Genomic DNA, 24,136 nt, shown 5'->3' with positions numbered 1-24,136 from the left:
TTGGACTTTTTGCAGAAAATAACACAAAAAGGCACTCGTCGCAAGGGACGAATGCCGTGGTACCACCCTAATTACAGAAGTATACATGCAAGTCGTCAACGTCATTCAATCGACGGCAGTAACCTCTGAGCTTGATGCCCGTAACGGGGGCTTCCGGAAACCTCTACTGCGGTCAAAGGAATGAATCCTTCTGTCGTCGGTTCAAGGCTCGACTCGGGAGTGAATTTCAACGCGGGATAGCGGTACGCTCTCAGCAATACGTACCTTTCTGTGGGAATCCGATGACGCTTACTTGTCTCCGTCTATGTCTTTGTTCATGGTATTCAAAAGATTTGACCTTATTTTAAACAAAGTGGATGCAGAAGGCAAGCCCTGATTTCCGATTCTAGTTTTTGCATTCCCTATCTGTTCTTTCATCTTGCTTGATCCCTGGGTTCGGGCTTCGCTGATGCGACTCCTCGTGGGTTATCTTCGGCTAAGGTATCATCCGTATGAGTCTTGTCCGCAGTCCTGCGGTCATCCTCTTCTACAGGATTCAAGGCTTTATAGCGTTTGTACTCCATATCAGCCTGAGACATCGGATCTTTATACATAGGAGATTGGTCAACTCCTTTCGGTGTATATACTTCATTACCCGCATAGCAGGATGAGAAATCGCTTTCTTATATCCTATCATATGCAGTAATTAATCCAGAATATCGTCACTGTCCAGTTGCTCTTCTTCATCCCCGTCTGTACCGTTCAGCAAATCTGTACCATGCAGGAATTCAGCAGGCGCAGAGGGATCAACAGGACTATTCGGTGTTAGTTCATCGGCATCAGGCACGTCCTCCAGAGGAGTATCCGGCCCCTCAATCAGATTCTCCCAGTTTGTTTCTGCATTTTGCAGGGAAGGCTCAAAATCATGATCCTGTAGCTCAGTCTTTTGATTGTCGCGATTTGCCATCTAACTCAGCTCCTTTACTTTTTGTTGCTTATTTCGACCTTACCCAAACCGCAGAATGGCTAAACTTAGAGCTAGTGTGTCTGTAAGAAGTTAAAATCATGCGAATAGGGGTATGCTCTTTCTCAATTAGCGTTTTTTTGGTAACTGCTGTGATATGATAAAGAGGAGTTGGAGGGATATGAATTGGAATGGTACATGTTTGGTCCGATGATTAGCCGAATCCGAGTCGGTCAAAAGGCGTCCACTCCAGGCTATTCGCGTACCGTTATTCGGCGTCCGGATGGTTTATATTGGACAGACGGCGGACAAGCCGGAAAAATAGTAGAAATACGCGATTATTTATTCTCCGATATTTGGACGATCTATGAGGATGAAGAATGTGAACCTTGGATAGGGCTTAGAGAGCAGATGGAGCGACGCGAACAGGAAATGATCATTAATCAATATGAAGATTTTACAAATAATGATTAAAAAGAACATGATACCCTTATTATGAAGAAGGTATGAACATCATCGTATAGAATAATATAATTTCAGGAAGATAAAAATGTTAAAACATATACAAATTTGTAAATCCTACTACGTAACTTTGAGGTGCTTAATATGAGGCATGTGCCCAAAGCTGTCGCCGCTCTGCTAGCGGTCATTGTGATACTATTGTCGTTGGACCACATTGGCTATGCGGCCAAAATGACCCCGGAAAGGGAGTATAAGATACCCTCCTGGGATATGAGATGGGGAGCAGAAGACGAGGATGGCTCTTTAGATGAGGTAAATGATCACAGTAAGGTCTGGATGCATATTGAAGATGATACACAGCTACTCAAGCAGCCAGGCAATAGAGGCACCGCCTGGATTCGTATTAAGCTACCTTCGTTAAGTGATGAAACACCAGCGGTGCTTTTTGAAAATATTTATGGCAGGCACATCACGCTGTATAAGGATGGCACCAATTTTTATGAATCGTACCGTGGCTATAATTATGAGAATAATCGTATTCTGATTCCGCTGAAGCCAGAAGACAGTGGTAAAACATTATACATATGGACGGAAAGCAGCAAAAATAGACTGGGCATTATCGGAAATGTGATGACTGGTGATTATCGTGACTTGTTAGGAAACTTGGTCAGAATGGATGTCTTGGATATTGTACTAGGCAGTACATTTATCTTTATCGCCCTGGTGCTATTGATTTGCTCGTTTTTCCTGTTCCGTCCAAGTATGGCGATGTGGTTGTCCCTAAGTGCGATTGTATTGTCTATCGGTTTGATGATTGTAACGTATTCACCGTTTTTATATACGTTCTATCGCGGCTATGGCAAGCTGTATTTACAACTTTTTGATGTGGCGCTATTTATTCTGCTGCCTTCATTAGCCTTCTTTTTTGAGCAAAATATCAATTCTATTTTACTGATTCGGAAATTCAGAAAATTGTTAACCGCCTACTCTTTGTTCTGCTTCATCATCATGATTGTGAATTTAGGAGCACAGGAGCGACTCAATGATGTATATTATTTCTTTAGTGTAATCGTCCTCGGTATATTGCTCGTAGCTTTGATGGTACTTTTGGTATTTGCTTCGGTACGCATGGCGCTTAAGGGAGACCACGAAGCAATCATTTTATCGACAGGCTTTGCATTTTTTGCAGTCATCACTATCGCAGAACTCAGCTGGTTCTTTATCCGGGACGGACACTACAATATGTTTTTATGGAAATGGGGCGTGTTCGGTTTTGTCCTAGCATTGATTGCCATCTTGGGCAGAAGGCTGGCGGAAAAGCACAAGCAGGTGGTTCGGTATTCCAGAGAACTGGAGATGTTCAATAATGAGCTTCAACGTTCAGAGAAAATGGAGATTATTAGCGATTTGGCTGCATCTGTAGCTCATGAAGTGCGCAATCCGCTTCAGGTTACACGTGGATTTCTTCAGTTGATGAGCAAGCAGGAGGATGGTAAAAACAAAGACTATCTGCATATCGCTCTGGAGGAGCTGGATCGAGCGTCCGCGATTATTACCGATTTTCTGACTTTTGCCAAGCCAGAGTTTGACCATACCAAAACGTTGACCATATTGGATGAGTTCAAGCATATTGAAGGAATTATCAGTCCAATGGCAAATTTGCAAGGTGGCAAAATTTCGCTGGATATTCCCCAGGAAATTAAAGTGCGTGGGAATTCCTCCAAATTCAAGCAGGCATTTATCAATATTATCAAAAATAGTATTGAAGCGCTGCGAGAACAGGGACATATTCATATATGGGCTTATGTGGACAATGGAGAAGCAGTCATTCATATTCGGGATAATGGTGAAGGGATGGATGCTCAGACCTTATCCAGACTAGGTGAGCCTTATTTTTCGAATAAGACTAAAGGCACGGGTTTGGGGATGATGGTGACATTTCGGATTATTGAAACGATGAATGGTAAAATATCTTTTACAAGTGCAAAAGGGGTGGGAACAGAAGCGACCATCCGCTTCCCCGTAGCCGGATAACATCCGGCTTTTTTGCGTTCGGAGAAAACGGAGGGAAGCTTGCTGAGCCCACCCGCCTGAGATTAAGAAGTATAGATTAAATAAGCTACAAGTGCCAATCTACCACATCGAGCGAGGCTTCTGGGATGTAGCAAGCACACCTGAAGGGTTTGGAGGGATTACTAGATAGAACTGGTCAGACGTTTCCTCTACCGTTTTGATTTGGATATGATCGGGGATCACGACTCCTAACACATCACGAATTGCAGATTTGGGATCTGCCATCAGTTTTTCTCTGAAACTGGCATCCTCCCAAGCTTTTTGAATGACTTGTGTTTGAAGAACTTCAGTAGCCATCAAAAATCACCCTCTCATTCGATTGGTTATATTTACCTAGTCAGTATACCACGTAAGACTCAGAAAAATCTAGCATTACTTCATATTTTTGGAGAGCCAATAATCAAGCCCGCCTCTTCGCAAATGTGAGCGTCCGCCTTCAATTTCTGCTGCCTCTTCGCTGAGTTCGGTTGCGATGGAATGTGCGAACCTATACAGGCCGTGGATAGTAGGCTCCATCGTCTCTAGCTCCTGAACGGCTTGATTCGCAATGTTCACATAGCTAGCAAGTGCGCCTCGCACATAAATCGCTTCCTGAATTTCTTGTGGTCCTAGTCCTTCACAGTACGGCTTCTTCCGTTCGGCGCTAATATGGGACAATAGGCAGTTATAGCTATGCTCCATCAAATCCTCTGCCCAATCTGCCCAATCATCCGACATTTGGAGCACGAGCAGGGTCAAATCCGTCATCGCTGTAACGATCTCGATCAGGTCAGCATGGTCTGCGAGCAGTAGAGCACCCGTTCCGGCCATTTTTAATGGACTGGCTTTCAGTGCGACCTTATTTCTGTCACCTTGAAAATAGTCTGCTGCTCCTTCGGATACCACACTAACGGCCCATTCGTCCACATACGTCCGGGCATATGTCCAAAAAGGGGAGGTTGCCGGAAAAAGCTCCTGATAAATGTTTTGGCACTCGGTATAGAAAAGCTGGCTTAAGGCAAGTTGCGTTTTACGGTTGTCTGCTGCTGTGTCCATCACGTCGTCTTGGATTAAATAATGAGCCATGACGAACACGTTGCCGAGTGACAGCTTGCGACATGTTTCGGGAGGCAGTCCGGTGAGTTCCTGCAGCCAAAATGGAAGCAAATAGCATATGTAATTACGAGTACTGTCTTCACGCAACGGATTAAACCGTGCCAGGTAGTCTAACCCCTCTTGCTGAAAAGGAGCCGGAAATGTGGCCGTCCGTTCCTCCGCTTGACGAAATACCTTTTCCAATTCTTCTTTGTATGCAAAATACCACTCCATGGCCATCACCCGCATCTCTTATAAATGTTTTTGTAGCGACTTCTAGTTGTTACCCGCCATTGTACAACAGATTGCAATTTTCAAGAATTTGTTATTTTTAAATAAGGAATGTTGTGAAAAACATATAAAATGAATAAAAAAAGCTGAAAGAGAAAATATAGATGAAAAAGGATGAAAGGAGGGGCCACAACATGAAAAAACAATGGAAATTGACCGCTGCTATCCTATATGGAGGAGTGATGATGTATGGTACTGCGAGTGCAGGAGCATCCGGTATTGAATCGGGTAATCCGTTGCAAGCTCTCACTCCCAACGATTCTGTCCAAGGAGAAGCCCACCAGTGGAATGTTGATCCACAGGATGACCACGGGCACGGACATGTGCATAGACATAGACACGGCAAAAGGCCGAGCGGCTTGAATCACCATCTCAACGAGAAAGTAGCTAGGCTGCTGGGTATCACCCCTGTCCAGTTAGAGAAAGAACTGGGACAAGGGAAATCGTTGGCTGAGGTAGCTAAAAGCAAAGGGATTCAAGAGGATCAGCTCATCGATAAATTGAAGAATGAAATGACCGTGGATTTGAAGCGGCTTGTAAACCGTAAAGGTCCGATTACCTTCGATCGTAAGTCCGGGACTTCGAATGAGGCTCAATTGAAGCGTTAGTCTGAAGTAGAATCGTTTTACGACAAAAAAGGATGGGGAGAACCCATCCTATCCTTATATTTCAACTTCCTTCATAAAGTGACTGTTGTGAGGAGAATCAGCTATCTTTAAAAAGCTTAAAAAAATCAATGGTTTCATTAAAATCTTCATCATCCGTATAAATGTTCATGACCTTACCTATTTCGATTGCAAAATCTACATACTTATTCGGTTTAGCAGATATGATATTCTTGTGTATCTCCAGACCCGATGGATGACTCACATGATTTTTAGGGGAAAAACCTGCTAGCTCCAATAGTTCAGTGGCAGAACAAATGGTTGCAATCACTTTATCATCATTATTCAGTGCTTTAATGAGAGCTAGAAGTTGTTTGTTTGTCTTTAATTGAGTGTTATCTCCACCAGGTATAATGAGGAGTTGAATGTCCTCCGCAGACACTTCATCAAGGGCTACCGCAGGCGTAACTTTAAAATCCTCATAGGAAATAACAGGTTCTTTGGTTACTCCAATCGTAACAATATCCCCTTTGGTTTTCATAAAATAGGTTGCCAGCATAATTTCAAAACTAACATAACCATCATAAATTAGAACATGTGACTTCATTTATACACCCACTAACAATTTTTTAGTTTAAGTCCGTTAAAAGCGTCTTTAGGAAGATTACATATAGTCAGAATATATCATCTTGAAGAGTTTAAATCCATATTTTACAGAAATATCAATAAGTTTTGGTAATCTAACTTGTTGAATTTTGGTCAGTATGGATTCAAATTAAAAAAATAACCAGTCACCTTGAAATTAACAGCGACTGGTTATTGAGTTTTGCTCGGATGCGAGTGAAGTGAAACCTACAATAGCTTTTAAGCTGGGAAATACGGCTATGTGACACGCCAATCCATTCAGCATATTCGCCTTGCTTGGCTGTGGGATGCTCACGAATGAGGCTTCTTAGATGTTCAACCAAAGTTGTGATGACGATCAAATGACGCTGTTTCCTTTCAAATCGTGTATGCATTTTTTACATAAAAATGAATCTCTGAAATAGCTTAAATCCTGAACCGAATAGCATAAATGGCAGCAAACGCCGATATATTTCCGCATACTTAACAATCCTGTTTCAACATCCAAGTAAAATTCCAAAGACTCGCCAGCTTGAATTCCCATAGAGTTTCGCAATTCCTTAGGAATAACAATCCGGCCTAACGTGTCCAAGGGACGTGTCATACCTGTATTTTTCAAGTGACCTTCTCCTTATCATAATAATCTATCAACCAATAATCTCCTAATAAAAAAATAAAAATCTATAAAATAAAAGTATTTATCGATGTTCCAAAAGATGGTATTATCATGAATGAAAAACAATAAGTATACTATTAGTTTCAAAACTATATGAATTATTGAAATGGGAATCTATGAAGATGCTGAAAGGGTGGTTTATCCATGGAAATCACACCTACGATACAGGCAGAAGTTCAAACCTATCTAAAACGCAAAAGCTTAACCATGACCGAGTTTGGTCACACGATCGATTTGAATGTAGGTACAGTTAGTGGTATTGTGACGGGCAATCGATCTATGTCGGTTCACCAACTGGATAGTATTACTGCGGGAATGAATTTACCACCGGATTATTTTTACGAACGCTATATTGAAGAATGCATTGAAGAATGTCCGCTCAACTGGAAAAAAATCAGCCCGTTCCTGTACCGATGCATTGAGCTAGGGCGATTGGACTGCTTGCAGCGAGTTGTCATTCTATTATTGGATAACCCTAATTATCTGCCATCGCTCTTTGAAGTCGCCGAAAATGTGTACAAAGACGGTTACAGCGAAGCAGCCGCATACCTGTACAAAAAGGTAGCTGAGAGCGAGAAGCAACAGCATTCAGAACGATTGGCAATCTGCCAGTATCGCTTGTTCCAAATCAAAGTCGGACAGGATCGGGCAGTAAACCTTCAGGCTGCTATTGAATTCGCCCCTTTTGTGGATCGCTTAGATGAGATAGAGCAACTGGATGCTTTAAAAGATTTGGCGAATGTCTATAGATCATTAAGCATGTGGGATAAGGTGTATGAATTCGCACATCAAATGGGTCAGTTAGGACAACTCCAATATCATCTGGTTCACAATTCCAAGCGAAAAGGAACAGAGCCACGAAAAAAGCTAAGCAGACCATTGTTTGTATACATAGTTTATGCCGAATTGTTGTGTGCTAACGCTTGTGATGCCAAAGGCAACCATGACCAAGCATTAGAGCATATTCGTGGTTATGCTGATTTAAATTGGGTAAAAGAGCAGGACTCTGATACGCTTTATTGGAAACGCAAGTATCAACAGTGGGCGAAAATTAATACTTATGTTAACAGGCTTATGTCTGGTGATATTAGTGTTCTGCCAGATTACGTAGAACATATAGCTGCCGAAAAAGAGATTTTAGCCGAGCTATTGAATGTCCTTGAAGTGGCTAATCGCTATAATGTAGATGTAGATCATATTCTCCGACGGTTTGAATCGCAAATTGCAGCGTATCAGGAGTCACCTTCTTCTGACATGTACACACAACAAGTGTTAACAGAAGAATACGTAAGGTTTTGGTACAAGATAGCCAAGTACAGCCTAAATAAAGGCAGATATACATATGGTTTCAAATGTTTATTAATCGCCTTTGAAAAAGCTGTTACAATTAACCATGTATTACTCATTGCCAATTGTTTTGGATTATTTCTTCATTTCAAAACAAATGCGGCACCTAAAACACAAGCTCAGTTCCATTCTATTTATGAGGAGGTGTGGGAGAAAAATGATCAAAAAGATGGCTTTTTGCTTGGCGGTAACTAGTTTCTTACTGGTATTCACAGTACCAGCTCAAACTGCAAATTTAAGCCATGGCACGATCCAAGTTCAAGGACACATTGGTGGATCTTGACGAGTACTAATTCATTTTATTGGCCAGCTTATTGCTGGTCTCTTTTTGTATTATTTTGTAATTTTTTGCTTCAAAATTGATCTTGGCCTATTTGTACATCCCTTCTTAAAATGAAATTCATGAGGAGGTATGTAGGATGAACAAGGATGAAAAGGTAACGTTAATTCAACAAATGGAACATGCCAGACAACACATGCATGATCTTTACGCAGAGTATGGCCTAGGACATGCCTGTGTACTGGAGCAGTCTATGCTTTTGGATGAACTGATTAATCAGTTCAACCGTATGTTTCAGACCAGGAAGCAGCCTCACCAAGTTTTGGACCAGATCCTTAACAACGACGATGGTATGCTGAGTTCATCCCCCCATTCCTATTATGCAAAACTGTGATTTCTCCCACGTAATGCTTATAATTATTCAATATAATGACTTATTTTAAAATAAAATACATATCCATGTCATAAAATGTTAATCAGTTTGGAACATGATTCATCATACTTAGACAGCAAAAAAGCAGAGCTCAATACGTGAGCCCTGCAAAAGCCTTTGACGGTATTTGAATCCCTATGCTGAAACGCTGGGGCAGAAGATTAGCCAAGCTCCTGCGTGCTTTTGGAAGCACGTTTGGAGGAAAGGAACTGAAAATGAAGCCGCCAGTTCAATCGCTGTCTGCCTTTGGAGCCAACAATCCAGTTGCCGCCAGGCAGATGGGCAAAGAGCCAGCTGATACCGAGAGAAGCACTTGCCACGACGACAAACGTAATGAGCGTAGCTGTAAAATGATGATCCCCTAGGGCAAGCGGACGGGTGTAAAAGGATATGAAGGACAGCACGAGCGCATGGGCCAGATATCCTCCGAAGGAATAGCGTCCGATCCAGTTTAGCATACGACGAAACGGCTCGGAACGCTGGTCTTTTTGCAGATGAAGTAGCAGCCCATACAACAAAAGCAACTGCGAGACAATCAGTACGAAGGTGCTTGGCTTCAGATAGGTAGAAATATTGAGATTGATCGTATCGCCCGACTGGATCAGCATCGTATGACCCATGAGCATGAACAGACCAATAAAAACAAATACATTCCATGGCAACGTCTGCTGGGCCAATCCCCGCCAGGTGTCCGTCATATAGGCGCACACTGCGCCCAGCATAAAATAGAAAAAATACATAACAAAGTTATAAGTGCGGTAATCTAACAAAGTCTGCCCAAAGGACGGCAACCAAGCGCTCCATGCAGACATGTCATAGTAGGACCATTGTAACAGCAACGCATAAGCCGCAGCAGCAATCAGCATAACAGCCAAAACAAGCTGCTTGCGCTTTTTGATGCTATAACGACGTAGAAACGTTCGAATCTGCTCGGTTGCTTTTGCAAATAAAGGAAACCAAATATAAAACTGAAAGATCATGACCACAAACCATAGATGATATCCGCTGACGGGAATAATCATTTCCTCGAACATGCCTTTGTAAAAGGATATATTTCCCCACTGTGCGGTTGACCAGTTCTGAGTACACACCCAATAGACAACCGTCCAGCAGAGAAAAGGAACATAAATATCTCGAAACCGTCTGCCAATATAACGGGAATAGCCAATCGGTTTGTTACCATTATAAAATAGCAACGCCGCAGACAGGAAAACGAACGTCGGTGTGCCAAAACGTGTCAAATGGTACAGCATCGCGAGCATAACGGAATCCGGTTGTTGGATGTCGCTGCGATAAATATATTCGCCAATGCAATGCTGAAGCACGACAGCGAGGTAGGCAAGACCCCGTAGTTCTGTCCACTCCGCGATACGCGGCTTGCTCATCCATATCACTCCTTTTCCTCAAGATTCGCACATGTTTTTCCTAGCACAATTGTAGGTATTGTATCGTAGGAACATTAGTGCAGGATTAACGCTACCTGAAAGTATGGAGAGTGAAGTGGTTCCAATTTAATATGATTGCGTTTACAATCTAAATAAAAACAAAGTAAACTCAAATTTAAGGATACGCATAGGAAGAGGAGAGGAAGGATGAAGAAAACGCTGCTGGTGTACATTTTGTTAATTGCGGCCTTTGCTCTCTATGTGTTCAGATATGAACAATCCGAGCGGTTGAATGGAGCTTGGGAGGAAAAAGGGCTGCGAGGCAGCATCGGAGAAACGTATATGATGATTACGTTCCAGTCCGGTTTGGAGTATTGGAAAAGCGGGCTCAAAGGCTTCGAGGATGCTGGGGATGCCTTGGGGGTAACGGTGGAGTACCGGGGGGCGACCCGGTATGATGCACAGGAGCAGATGACCATCATTGAGCAGGCGATTGCCCGTAAACCCGCAGGCATTGCCATATCAGCGATTGATCCACACTCCCTGATCCCGGTCATTAATAAGGCGCTGGATGCGGACATTCCTGTCGTGCTGTTTGACGCTGGAGCGCCGGGGAGCCGGGCGTATACATTTTTGGGCACGGATAATTATAAGGCGGGTGTGACCGCTGCGGAAAAAATGGCTGAGCTGTTGGGACGTGAAGGCCAAGTCGCTGTTCTGACACTGCCGGGGCAGCAAAATCATGAGGAACGCTCGCGCGGCTTTCGCGATACCATTCAGCGGCAGTATCCTGCCATGAAGGTGGTGGAAGTGGTAGATGGTCGTGCTGACGTGATGGTGTCCAGGGATGAATCGCTAAGGTTGATGAAAGCTTATCCGAAACTGGCGGGTATTTTTGTGACCGAAGCCACCGGAGGAACAGGTGTGGGTGAGGCGGCACTGAGCCAAAAAGGCAGTCATCCGCTAAAAATTATTTCTTTTGATACGAATAAAGCGACACTGGATATGATTCGTGATGGGACCATCTCGGCAACGATTGCGCAAGGGACATGGAATATGGGCTATTGGTCACTCCAATATCTGTTCCATCTGCATCATCATTTGACAATTCCTGCACCTTCTTCGTCTGGAGATAACACCCCGCTGCCCGTGCGGGTGGATACTGGGATTTCCGTCGTCACCCGAGCGAATGTAGATGATTATTATGCAAAATAAATATTGGAAGCGCATCCACTTAGGGATGCATCAAATGATGCCGAGGTTACGCTTGCGCAATATGCCTTTACGCTATCAGCTCATGGTGCTGTTCTTGCTGTTTGGCATCGTGCCTTCACTGGGACTAGGCCTGCTGGTGAATTGGACGGTGGAACGGATTATTGAGCGGCAGGTGGAAAACCATACGATGCAGTTAATTGGCAAGGTGAACGAAGCACTCGATACCAAAATGGAAAATTTACAGAACATGACGTATCTGATTGCCTTTAATCCTGAAATTGGGGAGTTTTGGAAAGGACGGACGCTGGCTGATGGTCACGCGGGTCATACGAGTAGTGTAATGCCAGAAAATCAGGGGGAGCGAGCCAAGAAACCTCTCCTTAACCAGGCTCCCGGCTCCAAGCAGGTTGTAAGTTCCGTACAGGAGCAGGATACCTTGTATGAAATGAAGCAATTTTTGCAGGGTTTTACCACGTTATATCCTGAAATTGCCGGGATTCTGATCGTGAACGAAAAAGGAGATTATATCAGCAATGAAATGTATGCTCGAAGCACACGCAGTCTGACGGAAGAAGACTGGTACGCACAGGCGGCGCAGCATGCAGGGATATTCACTGTGCTGGGACAGCCAAGTCACCGTAATGTGACCACTCATGTCCGGTACAAGGACAGTGAAATTGTCTCTGTCGTCCGTTCGGTCACGGATTCGGAGACAGGACATGTACTGGGTGTAATTATGATTGATCTCAAGCTGCGGGCTGTGTCGCAAGCTGCCAGAGATGTAACCTTGGGCAAAAGCGGGTATGTCATGGTGACAGATGCCAAGGGACGCAGTGTATATATGCCAGATATGCCTTTGATTGAGCGCATTCCGTCGCAATGGTTCGGGCCAGAGGATAGCGGGATGTTTACCCGTGAAGCCGGAGGCAGGGAATTGCTGTTCATGTTCCAGGCTTCCGAGTTCACGGGCTGGAGAACCGTGGGAGTATTCCCGGCACGCGAATCTACACTGGAAGTGCGGCAAATTCAGTTCTACGTTGTCTGTTTTGTTTTCATTGTATGTCTGTTTGGCTTAACGGCATCCTTGCGATTGTCCAGTTCTATCGCGCAGCCAATTTTCCGGCTTATGTCTTATATGCGTACGGCAGAGACGGGGGATCTTACGGTTCGCCAATGGAGTGAGCGCGGGGATGAAATCGGAATGCTGGGCCGGAGCTTTAACCGGATGCTGGAGCAAATCCGCCGTCTCATGTCGCTTAGCGAACTGAGGGAACGACAAAAACGGGATGCCGAACTACGCAGTCTTCAAGAGCATATTAAGCCGCATTTTCTATACAATACGCTAGATACCATTCATTGGATGGCCCGAAAAAATGGAGCAGACGACGTATCCGATATGGTGGGGGCGTTATCGAGATTGTTCCGCCTTGGACTGAGCAAAGGGGATGACTTTATTCCGCTACGCTCTGAGATTGAGCATATCTCAAGCTATATGCAAATCCAGCAAACCCGTTATCGTGACCGACTTCGCTGGGAATTAAATGTACCCGACGGGCTAAAGGATCTGTTTGTGTTGAAGCTTATGCTTCAGCCTGTGGTGGAAAATGCGATTTACCACGGCATTAAGGCCAGACGTGGTCCAGGCACGATTTGCGTAGAAGCTAAAGCCGAGGACGGCAAGCTGCTGCTGACGGTACGTGACGACGGTGCAGGGATGACGGCGGAGCGTCTGTGTGAGCTGCGTGAATGGCTGGAAATACCGCTGGAGGCGATGGAAGGAAGACGGAAACAAAAGGAAGTTCGTACAAATGGCAGAAGCTACGGCATGTTGAATGTACAAGCGCGTATCCGATTGTCTTTTGGCGAGGAATATGGAATTACATTGGACAGTAAAGAAGGGACAGGTACCTGCGTTACAATCACTCATCCGTTGCTGCTGGATATGGCGCAACTGAAGAAGCCTTATGACAAAGGAGAGGGTCAGGATGACGAAATCCAAGGGAACAGACAACGCGACAACGGCGAGTCTGATTGACCAAGCCATACCAGAAGTGACGATAGGGACGGCTAAACGTTATCAAGTATTGATCGCAGATGATGAGCCGATCATCCGTGAGGGGATTCGGGACTGCCTAGACTGGACGGCTCTGGGCATGGAGGTTGTAGCAGAGGCAGAGGACGGTGAAGAAGCGCTGAAGCTGGTTGGTCAGCTTAGCATCGACATCGTGCTGGTCGATATGAATATGCCATTCATGGATGGAATTGAACTGATTCGGCGGCTGCGGGAAGGACGCTCGGAGTGCCGTTGCCTGATCATTTCCGGGCATGATGAATTTGCTTATGCACAGGAAGCTGTACGGCTTGGCGTAGAAGATTATATTCTGAAGCCGGTAAATGCGGATCAGCTTCACGCTGCATTGTCACGGCTTCGTCAGCGACTGGACGAGGAGCACAAACGCGCCGCCTATGTAGAACAAGCTGCCGGGCAGATTGAACGGAATATTCCGCTGCTGCGTCAGCGATTTTGCCTGGAATGGCTGGAAGGACAGCACACGGGAAAAGACGTCATGGAGCAGTTGGCGTTTTTACGTCTTCCATCCCGGCCGCCTGTACAAATCGGCGCGGTACGGTGGCCTGCAGCAGAAGCACGGCAGACGATTATGCGTGAGAATGACCGCCAGTTGTTTCTTTTCGCCGCTGAAAATATTATTGGCGAACTGCTGGAGGACCGATCGCATGTGTTGTTTCGCGATGCGAACGGGCTGATCGGCATATGCCTGTGGCAGGAGGCACCCGAGACGATCGGCGCTTCTATAGAGCAGGCCATTGGACGCTACCTGAATATAGCGGTTCACACCCATGTGGAGTCCAACACGGGTGGGCTGGAAGGCGCAATCAATGCGTACCGGGTGAGCCGGGATCGGGTGTACGGTGAAGCGCAGCTATCTCCCATCGTACGCCGGGCCCGGCAGCTTATTCAGGAAGGTTATGCCGATCGCGAGCTGACGCTGGAAGCTCTTGCCTCGCGGCTACAGGTATCGGCTGTATATCTCAGCCGTGTGCTCAAAAAGGAGCTCAACGACAGCTTCGTGACCCTCGTCACGCGTGCCCGTATTCGCAAAGCAGTGCAGCTGCTGGACTCTACGACGTTATCTGTGCTTGATATAGCAGAACGCACGGGATACGACAGTCAGCACTATTTTAGCACTGCTTTTAAAAAAGCCATGGGCGTGTCTCCTGTGCAGTACCGTAAGGGCGGGGGAATTCAGGAAAATTCGTCGGAATAGGAATGTTGGATTGCGGAATTGCCTTGCGCCCTCTCATGATAATCTGTGCTAAAAAGTGTGTGTGTAATCACACCCGCACGTTCAGGGGTTTGTTACGCTGTAGATAACGAACAAATATCTATCAATATTTGGAGGAAAACGATATGTTTTGTTATCAGTGTGAACAGACGCCGAGTGGCGGGTGTAAAGTCATTGGGGTGTGCGGAAAAAATGAGACAGTAGCGAGCTTGCAGGATACAATGATTTTTGCATTAAAAGGGATTGCTGCCTATGCAACACATGCTCGTCAGTTGGGATATACCGATCCTGAGGTGGATCGGATCACGCATGAAGCGTTATATATGACCTTAACCAATTCTAATTTTAATGTACAAGAGCATTTGGAGATGGCAATGAAGGTCGGAAATGCAGCTGTACGGATCATGGATGTGCTGGATCGTGCCCATACGGATCGTTTTGGCATTCCACAGCCGATTACTGTCAGCCAAAATAAAATCGAAGGTCAATGTATTGTCGTGACCGGACATAATCTGTACGCGCTGGAGGAATTACTGCGGCAGACCGAAGGAAAGGGCATCAATATCTACACCCACTCGGAAATGCTGCCAGCGCACGGTTATCCGGCGTTGAAGAAATATCCACATCTCAAAGGGAATATCGGTAAAGCCTGGTATGATCAACGCAGATTGTTCGAGGAGTTCCCGGGCGCGATTCTTGCCACGACCAACTGTGTTATGCCGATTAAAGGCACATATGCAGACCGCTTCTTCTCTTATGAAGTAGCCGGGCTGGAGGGTGTTGCCAAAATTGTGAACGACGATTTCTCTCCACTAATTGAACGCGCGTTGGCCCTGCCAGCCGCAGATGTAGACTCTGAGCAGGTGCTTACGACTGGATACCATCATGAGACGGTCATCGGGCTGGCACCTGAGATCATTCAGGCCGTCAAAGACGGACATATCCGCCGTTTCTTCGTCATCGCGGGCTGTGACGCACCAGGCAAAGGCGGCAACTATTACCGTGAGCTGGCGACATCCTTGCCGAATGACACGGTCATTTTGACCACGTCCTGTGGTAAATTCCGCTTTAATGATGTGGACTACGGCACTGTTGGAGATACTGGCATTCCACGTTATATTGATTTGGGGCAATGCAACAATTCCGGTTCTACTGTGAAAATCGCTCTGGCTTTAGCGGATGCTTTTGGTTGTACGGTGAATGAGCTGCCTGTCAGCATTGTGCTGTCCTGGTTTGAGCAAAAAGCAGTTGCCATCCTGCTAGGCTTGTTCAGCCTTGGCATCCAGGATATTCGCATTGGGCCAAAGCCGCCTGAGTTTATTTCTTCTGGTGTACTGGATGTACTGGTGGAGATGTTTGGCTTGAAGCTAATTACGACCGCAGAGGAAGATATGAAAGCGATGCTGGCGTTGTCGTAAGAGGTAGGTGGGGAACTGCAGAGTGCAGTTCCTTTTTTTTGTTTCATCGTTCATCCATTCTAATAAATATATCCGTAAGAATCTTTAAGGCCAGCTCAGTATCTTTGGTTTCACGAGTTCTTAGGAGAGACAAAATGGCTTTTATACTCGAATCTTCTTCGGTAAGCTCATCATTTTCCTTCACATATGTAAGCAATTGATAGACGCCCACGTTCAATGCCTTCGCTATTTTCTCCAGATTTTTCAAAGATATATTTCTCTCCGCACGCTCAATGAAACCAATATAACTCGAATTGAAACCTGCTTTTTCGGCTAAAGCTTCTTGGGAAAGCCCTTTAGACTTTCGAATATCTCGAATACGTGTACCGACTAATTCTAATAGTTCTGACATGAATACACCTCTCTATAGTTAGAAGTGTAGAGAAAGAGTTACATCTAATTAATATGCGTTAGTAAGTAAATTGAATTAAAAACTACTATATAGTAATATTCATTATGAAGCTTGTCCGATAGCTAGAAAATTATACATTTTAGTGCTCTAATGATATGCTACGTTGCTCACATTTGTTTCAGGATTTTGCAAAACCCTTATTTATGAAATTTAAATTCAGGAGTTGATTCCTCATGAAACACTACTCCTTAAGTCCCCAACTACATAGTGAAGCTGATTTCAAATTGCCTAAGTATAGTGACAACCACATATTGAATTGCATGATGGATTTTCAAAAGCTTGCCCAATACCAAATGCAGCTTGCCCAGATGATGCGTGATCATAATCAATGGCTAAATTGCCTCATTCTTTGTGATCGCGCTATGTTTTCTATGGCGAAGGCCATTTATGTACATCGAAATCAAATCATGCCTTTATCCATTAGTCTATCCATGAACGATCTGCTTAGACTAATTCGCTCGGATGCTGAGCCGTGTTTAGATATGGTGCTGTTTATGGGTACCATGCATTATCTGGTCTCCGGAGAGGAAGAAGCATCCAGGGAGACGATGAAGCTGGAGGAAGTAGATATGTTGCTGTATAAAACAGACTCTATTCTAGAGTCTCTGTCACAACGGATCGTAGCTGATCCGTCTAAGCGGTATCCGTCTATTTTTAAAGAAAACCCGTTCAATTAAATTGTTGAATTTTTAAACTTCATATCAGAAAGGGTGTTATTTGAAATGCCTACATACAACAAGCTGGTGCGGGATCAGATCCCGCATATCATTATGTCTCAGGGTAAGGAATGTCGGACACGCATATTAGACTCAGAGGACTATAAGCAGGAACTGCGAACGAAGCTTCGTGAAGAGACTGAGGAGTATTTTGCAGCGGACAAAGATCGGGACGCGCTGGAAGAACTAGCGGATATGCTGGAAGTCATCCGAGCGCTGGCAGAAGTACATGGAGCGAATGTAGCCGAACTGGACAAGCTCCGGGCAGACAAAGCCGAGGCCCGAGGCGGATTCCAGGAGCGGGTGTTCTTAATTGATGTCGACGAAGCTTAACGTCATTAAGTAATACCTCCCCCACCACAAAGGTTAAAATTTTATAAAAAAGGTTCAAAACCTGCAAAGACCTTCCCCGGCCTGGAATGATACCATGTGTTTGCACATAAAAAAAGAGAGGTGCTCATCGCCTCGCTTATGTAAGCGCTATCTCATTTCAATTTTAATCAGCAATGACCTGAGGATTTTGCAAAATCCTTACCTTCAAATGACCTGCATCACATGAGGAAAGGGGAACTTCATATGAAAAAGGGAGCTGTTGTTGTTTGGCTTCTGGTTTTGGCCCTGATGCTTTCGGCCTGCAATCTGGCAGAGAGTGGAATGGGCAGCAAGGAAAAAGGCTATGTGGGTATTTCCATGCCAACCAAATCGTCCGAGCGTTGGGTAGGGGACGGGGAGAATATGGTTCGGTTGTTTCAGGAGCAAGGCTATAAAACGGATTTACAGTATGCCGAGGACGTGGTGGAAAATCAAATTTCCCAAATCGAAAACATGATCACCAAGGGCGTTAATGTTATGGTCATTGCTTCGGTCGATGGAAACACGCTGACGGATGTAATTCAGAAGGCACACGACCGAGGGATTCAGGTCATTTCTTACGACCGTCTGATTCGCAACACACCGTATCTGACGTATTATGCGACCTTTGATAACTTCAAGGTGGGCGTGCTACAGGCGGCATATATTGAGAAAAAGTTGGGACTCAAGGAAGGCAAGGGCCCTTTCAATATCGAGCTGTTCGGCGGATCGCCGGATGACAATAATGCATACTTCTTCTTTAATGGTGCGATGTCCGTACTTAAGCCATACATCGATTCCGGTAAGCTGGTCGTGCGCAGCAAGCAGATGACGATGGCGCAGATCGCTACACTGCGCTGGGACGGAGCGTTAGCCCAGTCGCGGATGGATAATCTGCTGAGTGCCTACTATTCAGGGGCCAATCTGGATGCGGTGCTCTCTCCGTATGACGGCATTAGCATCGGTATCATTTCATCCCTGAAAGGGGTCGGATATGGATCAGCGAATAAGCCACTGCCGATCATTACCGGACAGGACGCGGAGCTGGCTTCGATCAAATCCATTGTGGCTGGAGAGCAGACCCAAACTATATTTAAGGATACCCGCAAGCTGGCTGAGCAAACGGTCGTGATGGCCAACAGCATTTTACAAGGCAAGCAAGCGGAAGTGAATGACGTTAAATCCTATAACAACGGGAAAAAGGTAATTCCTGCGTACTTGCTTGATCCAATCTCGGTGGATCGGACGAATGTAGAGAAGGATATTGTCGGCAGTCACTATTACACCAAAGAACAAATCGGACTGAAATAAGAGTAGGAATCCAACCGAAAGGAGCGTATCCCATGACTGGAATCATTTTGGAAATGAAGGGAATTACCAAAACCTTTCCTGGCGTAAAGGCATTGGAAAATGTGAATCTCAAGGTCAAGGAAGGCGAGATTCATTCGCTGTGTGGCGAGAACGGGGCGGGAAAATCGACGTTGATGAAGGTACTGAGTGGTGTATATCCACATGGAACCTACGAAGGGGATATTATTTTCCAGGGCAAAACGTGTGAGTTCAAGGATATCAAGCAGAGCGAGGAATTGGGCATCGTCATTATCCATCAGGAACTGGCATTGATCCCGTATCTCTCGATTGCAGAAAATATTTATCTGGGCAACGAACGCGCCAGCGGTGGCGTGATTGATTGGAAAGAGACTTTTGTCGGGACACGCGAGCTACTGTCCAAGGTCGGGTTGAGTGAAAACCCCAATACCTTGGTTACGAACATCGGGGTCGGCAAGCAACAACTGGTCGAAATTGCGAAAGCGCTCTCTAAAAAGGTAAAGCTGCTTATTCTGGATGAACCAACAGCGGCATTGAATGAGGATGATAGTGAAAATCTGCTTAATTTGATGCTGGAATTTAAAAAACAGGGCATTTCCTGCATTCTGATCTCCCACAAGCTGAATGAGGTCGCAAAGGTATCGGATTCGATTACGATATTGCGGGACGGGAAGACGATTGAGACGCTGGATATGAGAAAGGATGAGGTCACAGAGGATCGGATCATTAGCGGGATGGTTGGACGCGATTTGACCAGCCGTTATCCAGAACGCCATGCCAAGATTGGCAAAGTCGTGTTGGAAGTAAAGGACTGGACAGTGTATCACGAGCATCATGCGGACCGCAAGGTGCTGGATCAGGTGAATTTGAACATTCGCCGTGGTGAAATTGTCGGCATTGCCGGGCTGATGGGGGCGGGACGGACCGAGCTGGCGATGAGTATCTTTGGCAAGTCATACGGGCGCAACATCTCGGGTCAACTGATTAAGGACGGCAAGCCGATCCAGAACAACACGGTTACGGACGCAATTAACAACGGCTTTGCCTATGTGACGGAGGATCGCAAGGAGTACGGCCTCATTTTAATGGATGATATCAAGCGCAATATTTCGCTGACCGGTCTGAACAAGCTGGCAAAGGGCGCTGTAGTTAATGAGCAGGAGGAAGTCGTCGTTGCAGAGGAAATGAAAAAAAGCATGAACATCAAAGCGCCAAGTATTTTGCAGAAAACGGGCAATCTGAGTGGCGGCAATCAGCAGAAGGTAGTACTGAGCAAATGGATTTTTGCCGGACCGGATATTCTGATTCTGGATGAGCCGACGCGCGGCATAGATGTGGGTGCAAAATACGAAATTTATACGATTATTCATCGTCTTGCCGCTGAAGGCAAGGGGGTACTGGTTATTTCGTCCGAGCTGCCAGAGGTACTGGGCTTGTGTGACCGGATTTATGTTATGAATGCCGGGCGGATCACCGGAGAGGTTAGCCGTGAGGACGCTTCGCAGGAAACGTTGATGAGATATATGACCAAGTCAGGAGGCGTGAAGCATGGAAACCATAACTAAACTATTTAAAAATAACATCCGCCAATATGGCATGATGATTGCGCTGGTCGTCATTATGATTTTGTTTGAGGTGCTGACAGGCGGCTTGCTGTTGAAGCCGATTAATATTACCAATCTGATTCTGCAAAATAGCTACATTCTCGTGCTGGCGATCGGGATGGTGCTGGTTATCATCACTGGGCATATTGACTTGTCCGTCGGCTCCATAGCCGCTTTTGTCGGTGCGGTTGCCGCCATTATGATGGTCGATTGGCAGCTTCCAGCGTGGGTCGCTGTGATTGCAGCTTTGCTGGTCGGAGCGTTAATTGGGGCATGGCAAGGGTTCTGGGTCGCTTATGTACGTATTCCGGCATTTATCGTTACCTTGGCGGGTATGCTGCTCTTCCGCGGATTAACAATGATCGTGCTGGAAGGCCAATCAATCTCTCCTTTTCCGGGGGGATTCCAGAAAATCAGTTCAGGCTTTCTGCCCGATTTTTCATCTACCGGTTATAACCTGGTATCCATCATTGTAGGTATTGCACTTACGGTATGGTTTATCGTGAACGAAATTCGCGAACGCCGCTCTCAGCTTAAATATGGATTTGAGGTTCCGTCACAGGTGTTATTTGTACTCAAATTGATCGTGGTGGCTGCTGTGATTAATCTGTTTACCTTCATGCTTGCGAGCTATGCGGGAATACCGAACATTCTCGTCCTGCTGTTCATCCTGATCGTGGTATACTCCTTCGTCATGAACCGCACGGTTATGGGGCGCCATGTGTATGCGCTGGGTGGAAATGAAAAGGCAGCGGGCCTGTCTGGTGTCAAAACGAAAAAAGTAACATTCTGGGTATTTGTCAACATGGGCGTACTGGCTGCCATTTCTGGTCTCATCTTTGCTGCACGTCTGAACGCGGCTACGCCGAGAGCAGGTACGAACTTTGAGCTGGATGCCATCGCAGCTTGCTTTATCGGTGGAGCTTCGGCGTCGGGCGGAATCGGCACGGTTTTTGGAGCCATTATCGGTGGCTTGGTTATGGGCGTACTGAATAACGGTATGTCTCTGATCGGTCTCGGTATTGACTGGCAGCAAGGGATCAAGGGCTTGGTACTGCTGCTGGCGGTTGCCTTCGATATTTACAACAAAAACAAAAGATCAGTTTAAGCTTATATTCAATATTGTAAAATAAGCAAACCTCCAGTCCCACTTGAAACTGTGGATGCTGGAGGTTTTTGCTTTGTTAGGTTTTATGGCTATTAGCTAACCCAACTAAGTCGTCACCATTTGTCCGCCGTTCACATGCAGCGTCTGGCCCGTAATGTAAGAGCCGTCATCTGAAGCCAACAGCACATAGGCAGGGGCCAATTCATAAGGCTGCCCGGCACGCTTCATCGGCGTATTGCTGCCAAAGGTGCGAATGACTTCAGTCGACTGTGTGGCCGGATTCAGCGGAGTCCAGATCGGACCGGGAGCAATGGCATTCACGCGAATACCCTGATCGACCAGATTATTAGCCAAAGCGCGCGTGAAGCTGACAATGGCTCCTTTGGTAGCTGAATAGTCAATCATATTTTTTTGCCCAACATAGGCTGTAACCGATGCCGTATTGACGATGCTGGCCCCAGCCCGCATATACGGCAAGGCTTCTGTAGTCATATGGAAGAAGGAAATAATATTCGTATCAAACGTGTCACGTAGCTGCTGTTCACTGATATCCAAATAGGATTCGCGCACAAACTGAATCCCCATATTATTAATGAGGATATCAATACGACCGAAGGTTTCCATCGTTTTTTGAACAACCAGACAGCAGTTGCTTCTAAGCCTTAGATCACCTGGAATTAGCAAGCAACGTCGGCCAAGCCGGTGAATGACATCACGGGTCTCCATCGCATCTCGATGCTCATCGAGATAGGCAATGACCACATCGGCCCCTTCCTTGGCAAATGCGACTGCAACCGCGCGACCAATGCCACTGTCCCCGCCGCTAATAATCGCCACCCGATCCTGAAGCTTTCCCGTACCGATATACTTTGGATTATCAAAGATAGGGCGTGGAACCACCAGGTATTCCAACCCCGGCTGTCTATATTGATGCTGGGGAGGAAAAGCAATCGGAACTTCTTTACATTGGGTTTCTGTACCATAATAAGGATGCTGATATTGCCAATTCATTGAATAATCCCTTCTTTTAGGCGTTTTGAAATCCAATATATTCGAAATAGGCGCAAACGGTGAATCGGGAGTTATCGCCTTATGTCGAAATCGTCGCTCCATCTGCCGGAATATGGACACGCTTCTCCAGACCTTCACGATGGATATGTTCCGTAAGCTCGGAGCGAGTCAGTACACAATGGTTGATGGCTTCCATATGGACAGCAACGACTTGGGTGTAAGGGGCATGCTGTGCAACAACTGTTACATCTTGGGCAGTCATAATAATGGGATCACCCACTGTAAACCGCGCTCCTCCAGCGTTCACGATCGTCCAGTCAGGACGGTATTTATCCAGTGCTTCCGCGACTTCACTGCACCAAATGGTATCCCCGGCCACGTAGACGACAGGCTCACCTGGAGCCTGAAATACAAAGCCGGATACGGGTCCCATCTGTTCCCCGATTTCTCCGGTACCGTGATGTCCAGCAGTACGGTTGATCTCAATTTCTCCCACAGAAACAGCCACTGAAATCGGAGTAACCTGTGTAAAACCGTCAGCCATGATTTGTTCTTCATTTCCGGGCTGGCAGAAGACGGGAAGCTGTTTGTCCAGCCAGCGTACTGCTGCCGGGTCCCAATGATCCAGATGCAAATGCGTGACGATGACAACGTCAGGCTGTCCAAGCGTTTGCCATTGTGGTGGCAAGGGAACCAGCGGATTGCGGAGAGTGTTTTCCGTATTGGGCACCGGCGGATTTATCCCAGCATCACTCAGCATCGGATCAATCAGAAATTTTACTCCAGCGTATTCGATCCATAAGGTTGCGTTGCGGATTAGTGTGATTTTCATATATGGAAGCTCCTTTGATCGTAAATGTTTTTTTGACCGAGTGTATTTTCGGCCGTTCTTTGTTTCTGCTACAATCATATCTGACGCAAGCAGATGCAGGCTACGGCCTGCTGAAAGGAAAACCAGCATTCTCGTTTCATCATGAAAGGAAAAATAACTATGGAACTATTCGTACCTGATGAGACCGACCTGCGTATTCTTCATCATTTAATTGAAGACAGCTCTTTAACGCATAAGGAGATCGGTCAGCTAGTTCATTTGACAGGCCAAGCAGTAGGGGCACGTGTTCGAAAAATGCAGGATGCAGGTATTATTGAAGGCTATACACTGCGCTGGAACCCGGAGAAAATTGGGCAGACGATTCATGCCTTTATTACGGTTTTTCTGAATTCAGGAACGACTCACAGTGCTTTTCAGACTTTTGCACGGGAGCATCCCTCTATTGTCGAAATCCATCGTGTAAGTGGGGAGGGCTGTTATTGGATGCGGGTGCGCATGTCATCACAGTCAGAGTTAAATGCTATGCTGGATGAACTTACGAAGTTTGGTAACTACAAATTGAGCTTTTCCATTGGCGAAATTTAATGATAAAAGCTTTCGGCA

24 protein-coding genes, 1 pseudogene and 1 other annotated feature are annotated in these 24,136 nt (G+C 45.8%); of the genes and pseudogenes, 15 read left to right on the top strand and 10 right to left on the bottom strand.

Annotation, left to right across the window (positions count from 1 at the left end; genetic code table 11):
- Positions 1-40: 40 nt before the first annotated feature.
- Positions 41-314, bottom strand: a binding site (T-box leader).
- 99 nt (positions 315-413) lie between these two features.
- Both MMB75_RS15495 and MMB75_RS15490 read right to left on the bottom strand, forming a co-directional pair.
- Positions 414-593, bottom strand: coding sequence for a hypothetical protein (locus MMB75_RS15495; RefSeq protein WP_016821368.1), 180 nt, complete (start codon positions 591-593; stop codon positions 414-416).
- Between the two features lie 92 nt (positions 594-685).
- Entirely contained in the window at positions 686-946 is a 261-nt protein-coding gene (locus MMB75_RS15490) for a hypothetical protein (RefSeq protein ID WP_013369720.1), read from the bottom strand.
- Between the two features lie 183 nt (positions 947-1,129).
- Between MMB75_RS15490 and MMB75_RS15485 the strand changes: the two genes are divergently transcribed.
- A complete protein-coding gene (locus MMB75_RS15485) occupies positions 1,130-1,417 on the top strand; it encodes a hypothetical protein (protein WP_016821367.1) in 288 nt (95 codons plus the stop codon).
- A 132-nt stretch (positions 1,418-1,549) separates the two neighbouring features.
- Entirely contained in the window at positions 1,550-3,439 is a 1,890-nt protein-coding gene (locus MMB75_RS15480; protein ID WP_025364195.1) for an ATP-binding protein, read from the top strand.
- A 99-nt stretch (positions 3,440-3,538) separates the two neighbouring features.
- On the opposite strand, the gene MMB75_RS15475 is transcribed toward MMB75_RS15480, so the two are convergent.
- Complete coding sequence (locus tag MMB75_RS15475; protein ID WP_016821365.1) at positions 3,539-3,775, bottom strand: NHLP leader peptide family RiPP precursor; 237 nt, start codon at positions 3,773-3,775, stop codon at positions 3,539-3,541.
- 75 nt (positions 3,776-3,850) lie between these two features.
- On the bottom strand, positions 3,851-4,786 hold the full coding sequence (locus tag MMB75_RS15470) for a hypothetical protein (protein ID WP_193190795.1): 936 nt from the start codon (positions 4,784-4,786) through the stop codon (positions 3,851-3,853).
- Positions 4,787-4,977: 191 nt separating this feature from the next.
- On the opposite strand from MMB75_RS15470, the gene MMB75_RS15465 reads away from it, so the two are divergent.
- Positions 4,978-5,451, top strand: coding sequence for a hypothetical protein (locus MMB75_RS15465; protein ID WP_193190741.1), 474 nt, complete (start codon positions 4,978-4,980; stop codon positions 5,449-5,451).
- Positions 5,452-5,548: 97 nt separating this feature from the next.
- Here the strand turns inward: MMB75_RS15465 and MMB75_RS15460 are convergent, their stop codons facing one another.
- On the bottom strand, positions 5,549-6,055 hold the full coding sequence (locus MMB75_RS15460) for a DJ-1/PfpI family protein (protein ID WP_277508565.1): 507 nt from the start codon (positions 6,053-6,055) through the stop codon (positions 5,549-5,551).
- Positions 6,056-6,239: 184 nt separating this feature from the next.
- Positions 6,240-6,691, bottom strand: a pseudogene (locus MMB75_RS26260) (AbrB/MazE/SpoVT family DNA-binding domain-containing protein).
- A 201-nt stretch (positions 6,692-6,892) separates the two neighbouring features.
- On the opposite strand from MMB75_RS26260, the gene MMB75_RS15450 reads away from it, so the two are divergent.
- Together MMB75_RS15450 and MMB75_RS15445 are read left to right on the top strand one after the other, a co-directional pair.
- On the top strand, positions 6,893-8,290 hold the full coding sequence (locus tag MMB75_RS15450; protein WP_016821361.1) for a helix-turn-helix domain-containing protein: 1,398 nt from the start codon (positions 6,893-6,895) through the stop codon (positions 8,288-8,290).
- A 224-nt stretch (positions 8,291-8,514) separates the two neighbouring features.
- The gene (locus tag MMB75_RS15445; protein WP_016821360.1) at positions 8,515-8,769 is read left to right on the top strand and encodes an aspartyl-phosphate phosphatase Spo0E family protein; all 255 of its coding nucleotides are present in this window, start codon (positions 8,515-8,517) and stop codon (positions 8,767-8,769) included.
- 200 nt (positions 8,770-8,969) lie between these two features.
- On the opposite strand, the gene MMB75_RS15440 is transcribed toward MMB75_RS15445, so the two are convergent.
- Positions 8,970-10,193 carry an acyltransferase gene (locus MMB75_RS15440; protein WP_016821359.1) on the bottom strand — a complete coding sequence of 408 codons (1,224 nt, stop codon included), beginning with the start codon at positions 10,191-10,193 and terminating at the stop codon, positions 8,970-8,972.
- A gap of 207 nt (positions 10,194-10,400) precedes the next feature.
- Here MMB75_RS15440 and MMB75_RS15435 point away from each other — a divergent pair, with 207 nt between their 5' ends.
- The 4 genes from MMB75_RS15435 to hcp all read left to right on the top strand — a co-directional run bounded on the left by MMB75_RS15435 (position 10,401) and on the right by hcp (position 16,131).
- On the top strand, positions 10,401-11,408 hold the full coding sequence (locus tag MMB75_RS15435; protein ID WP_016821358.1) for a substrate-binding domain-containing protein: 1,008 nt from the start codon (positions 10,401-10,403) through the stop codon (positions 11,406-11,408).
- Positions 11,409-11,442: 34 nt separating this feature from the next.
- Positions 11,443-13,443: a cache domain-containing sensor histidine kinase gene (locus MMB75_RS15430; protein ID WP_029514407.1), complete on the top strand. Its 2,001-nt coding sequence runs from the start codon at positions 11,443-11,445 to the stop codon at positions 13,441-13,443.
- A complete protein-coding gene (locus MMB75_RS15425) occupies positions 13,394-14,695 on the top strand; it encodes a response regulator (protein WP_016821356.1) in 1,302 nt (433 codons plus the stop codon). The genes MMB75_RS15430 and MMB75_RS15425 overlap by 50 nt, the downstream gene beginning before the upstream one ends.
- 143 nt (positions 14,696-14,838) lie before the next feature.
- Positions 14,839-16,131: a hydroxylamine reductase gene (gene hcp / locus MMB75_RS15420; RefSeq protein WP_016821355.1), complete on the top strand. Its 1,293-nt coding sequence runs from the start codon at positions 14,839-14,841 to the stop codon at positions 16,129-16,131.
- Between the two features lie 43 nt (positions 16,132-16,174).
- On the opposite strand, the gene MMB75_RS15415 is transcribed toward hcp, so the two are convergent.
- Entirely contained in the window at positions 16,175-16,522 is a 348-nt protein-coding gene (locus tag MMB75_RS15415) for a helix-turn-helix domain-containing protein (RefSeq protein WP_016821354.1), read from the bottom strand.
- A gap of 233 nt (positions 16,523-16,755) precedes the next feature.
- Between MMB75_RS15415 and MMB75_RS15410 the strand changes: the two genes are divergently transcribed.
- From MMB75_RS15410 to mmsB, 5 genes are all read left to right on the top strand, one after another.
- Entirely contained in the window at positions 16,756-17,259 is a 504-nt protein-coding gene (locus MMB75_RS15410) for a hypothetical protein (protein ID WP_016821353.1), read from the top strand.
- A gap of 45 nt (positions 17,260-17,304) precedes the next feature.
- Entirely contained in the window at positions 17,305-17,631 is a 327-nt protein-coding gene (locus tag MMB75_RS15405; protein ID WP_016821352.1) for a nucleoside triphosphate pyrophosphohydrolase, read from the top strand.
- 243 nt (positions 17,632-17,874) lie between these two features.
- A complete protein-coding gene (gene chvE, locus MMB75_RS15400; protein WP_031463031.1) occupies positions 17,875-18,960 on the top strand; it encodes a multiple monosaccharide ABC transporter substrate-binding protein in 1,086 nt (361 codons plus the stop codon).
- Between the two features lie 32 nt (positions 18,961-18,992).
- The gene (gene mmsA / locus MMB75_RS15395; protein WP_031463032.1) at positions 18,993-20,543 is read left to right on the top strand and encodes a multiple monosaccharide ABC transporter ATP-binding protein; all 1,551 of its coding nucleotides are present in this window, start codon (positions 18,993-18,995) and stop codon (positions 20,541-20,543) included.
- Complete coding sequence (mmsB, locus tag MMB75_RS15390) at positions 20,527-21,690, top strand: multiple monosaccharide ABC transporter permease (protein WP_016821349.1); 1,164 nt, start codon at positions 20,527-20,529, stop codon at positions 21,688-21,690. Before mmsA ends, mmsB begins: the two co-directional genes overlap by 17 nt.
- A 105-nt stretch (positions 21,691-21,795) precedes the next feature.
- Here the strand turns inward: mmsB and MMB75_RS15385 are convergent, their stop codons facing one another.
- Together MMB75_RS15385 and MMB75_RS15380 are read right to left on the bottom strand one after the other, a co-directional pair.
- A complete protein-coding gene (locus tag MMB75_RS15385; protein WP_016821348.1) occupies positions 21,796-22,701 on the bottom strand; it encodes a glucose 1-dehydrogenase in 906 nt (301 codons plus the stop codon).
- A gap of 79 nt (positions 22,702-22,780) precedes the next feature.
- Positions 22,781-23,533, bottom strand: coding sequence for an MBL fold metallo-hydrolase (locus MMB75_RS15380; RefSeq protein ID WP_031463033.1), 753 nt, complete (start codon positions 23,531-23,533; stop codon positions 22,781-22,783).
- A gap of 159 nt (positions 23,534-23,692) precedes the next feature.
- Between MMB75_RS15380 and MMB75_RS15375 the strand changes: the two genes are divergently transcribed.
- Positions 23,693-24,118, top strand: coding sequence for an Lrp/AsnC family transcriptional regulator (locus MMB75_RS15375; RefSeq protein ID WP_025364208.1), 426 nt, complete (start codon positions 23,693-23,695; stop codon positions 24,116-24,118).
- The last annotated feature ends 18 nt before the right edge of the window (positions 24,119-24,136 follow it).

This window comes from Paenibacillus sp. P2(2022), assembly GCF_029522175.1.
Lineage (GTDB): Bacteria > Bacillota > Bacilli > Paenibacillales > Paenibacillaceae > Paenibacillus > Paenibacillus polymyxa.
This window is presented reverse-complemented; position numbering and strand designations above follow the sequence as displayed.

Coding starts and splice junctions, on each gene's coding strand:
- MMB75_RS15380 (WP_031463033.1), bottom strand. CDS start 23,533: ATGAAAATCACACTAATCCGCAACGCAACCTTATGGATCGAATACGCT.
- mmsB (WP_016821349.1), top strand. CDS start 20,527: ATGGAAACCATAACTAAACTATTTAAAAATAACATCCGCCAATATGGC.
- MMB75_RS15435 (WP_016821358.1), top strand. CDS start 10,401: ATGAAGAAAACGCTGCTGGTGTACATTTTGTTAATTGCGGCCTTTGCT.
- MMB75_RS15495 (WP_016821368.1), bottom strand. CDS start 593: ATGTATAAAGATCCGATGTCTCAGGCTGATATGGAGTACAAACGCTAT.
- MMB75_RS15475 (WP_016821365.1), bottom strand. CDS start 3,775: ATGGCTACTGAAGTTCTTCAAACACAAGTCATTCAAAAAGCTTGGGAG.
- MMB75_RS15450 (WP_016821361.1), top strand. CDS start 6,893: ATGGAAATCACACCTACGATACAGGCAGAAGTTCAAACCTATCTAAAA.
- chvE (WP_031463031.1), top strand. CDS start 17,875: ATGAAAAAGGGAGCTGTTGTTGTTTGGCTTCTGGTTTTGGCCCTGATG.
- hcp (WP_016821355.1), top strand. CDS start 14,839: ATGTTTTGTTATCAGTGTGAACAGACGCCGAGTGGCGGGTGTAAAGTC.
- mmsA (WP_031463032.1), top strand. CDS start 18,993: ATGACTGGAATCATTTTGGAAATGAAGGGAATTACCAAAACCTTTCCT.
- MMB75_RS15415 (WP_016821354.1), bottom strand. CDS start 16,522: ATGTCAGAACTATTAGAATTAGTCGGTACACGTATTCGAGATATTCGA.
- MMB75_RS15445 (WP_016821360.1), top strand. CDS start 8,515: ATGAACAAGGATGAAAAGGTAACGTTAATTCAACAAATGGAACATGCC.
- MMB75_RS15375 (WP_025364208.1), top strand. CDS start 23,693: ATGGAACTATTCGTACCTGATGAGACCGACCTGCGTATTCTTCATCAT.
- MMB75_RS15410 (WP_016821353.1), top strand. CDS start 16,756: ATGAAACACTACTCCTTAAGTCCCCAACTACATAGTGAAGCTGATTTC.
- MMB75_RS15385 (WP_016821348.1), bottom strand. CDS start 22,701: ATGAATTGGCAATATCAGCATCCTTATTATGGTACAGAAACCCAATGT.
- MMB75_RS15425 (WP_016821356.1), top strand. CDS start 13,394: ATGACGAAATCCAAGGGAACAGACAACGCGACAACGGCGAGTCTGATT.
- MMB75_RS15430 (WP_029514407.1), top strand. CDS start 11,443: ATGATGCCGAGGTTACGCTTGCGCAATATGCCTTTACGCTATCAGCTC.
- MMB75_RS15465 (WP_193190741.1), top strand. CDS start 4,978: ATGAAAAAACAATGGAAATTGACCGCTGCTATCCTATATGGAGGAGTG.
- MMB75_RS15480 (WP_025364195.1), top strand. CDS start 1,550: ATGAGGCATGTGCCCAAAGCTGTCGCCGCTCTGCTAGCGGTCATTGTG.
- MMB75_RS15490 (WP_013369720.1), bottom strand. CDS start 946: ATGGCAAATCGCGACAATCAAAAGACTGAGCTACAGGATCATGATTTT.
- MMB75_RS15440 (WP_016821359.1), bottom strand. CDS start 10,193: ATGAGCAAGCCGCGTATCGCGGAGTGGACAGAACTACGGGGTCTTGCC.
- MMB75_RS15405 (WP_016821352.1), top strand. CDS start 17,305: ATGCCTACATACAACAAGCTGGTGCGGGATCAGATCCCGCATATCATT.
- MMB75_RS15470 (WP_193190795.1), bottom strand. CDS start 4,786: ATGGAGTGGTATTTTGCATACAAAGAAGAATTGGAAAAGGTATTTCGT.
- MMB75_RS15460 (WP_277508565.1), bottom strand. CDS start 6,055: ATGAAGTCACATGTTCTAATTTATGATGGTTATGTTAGTTTTGAAATT.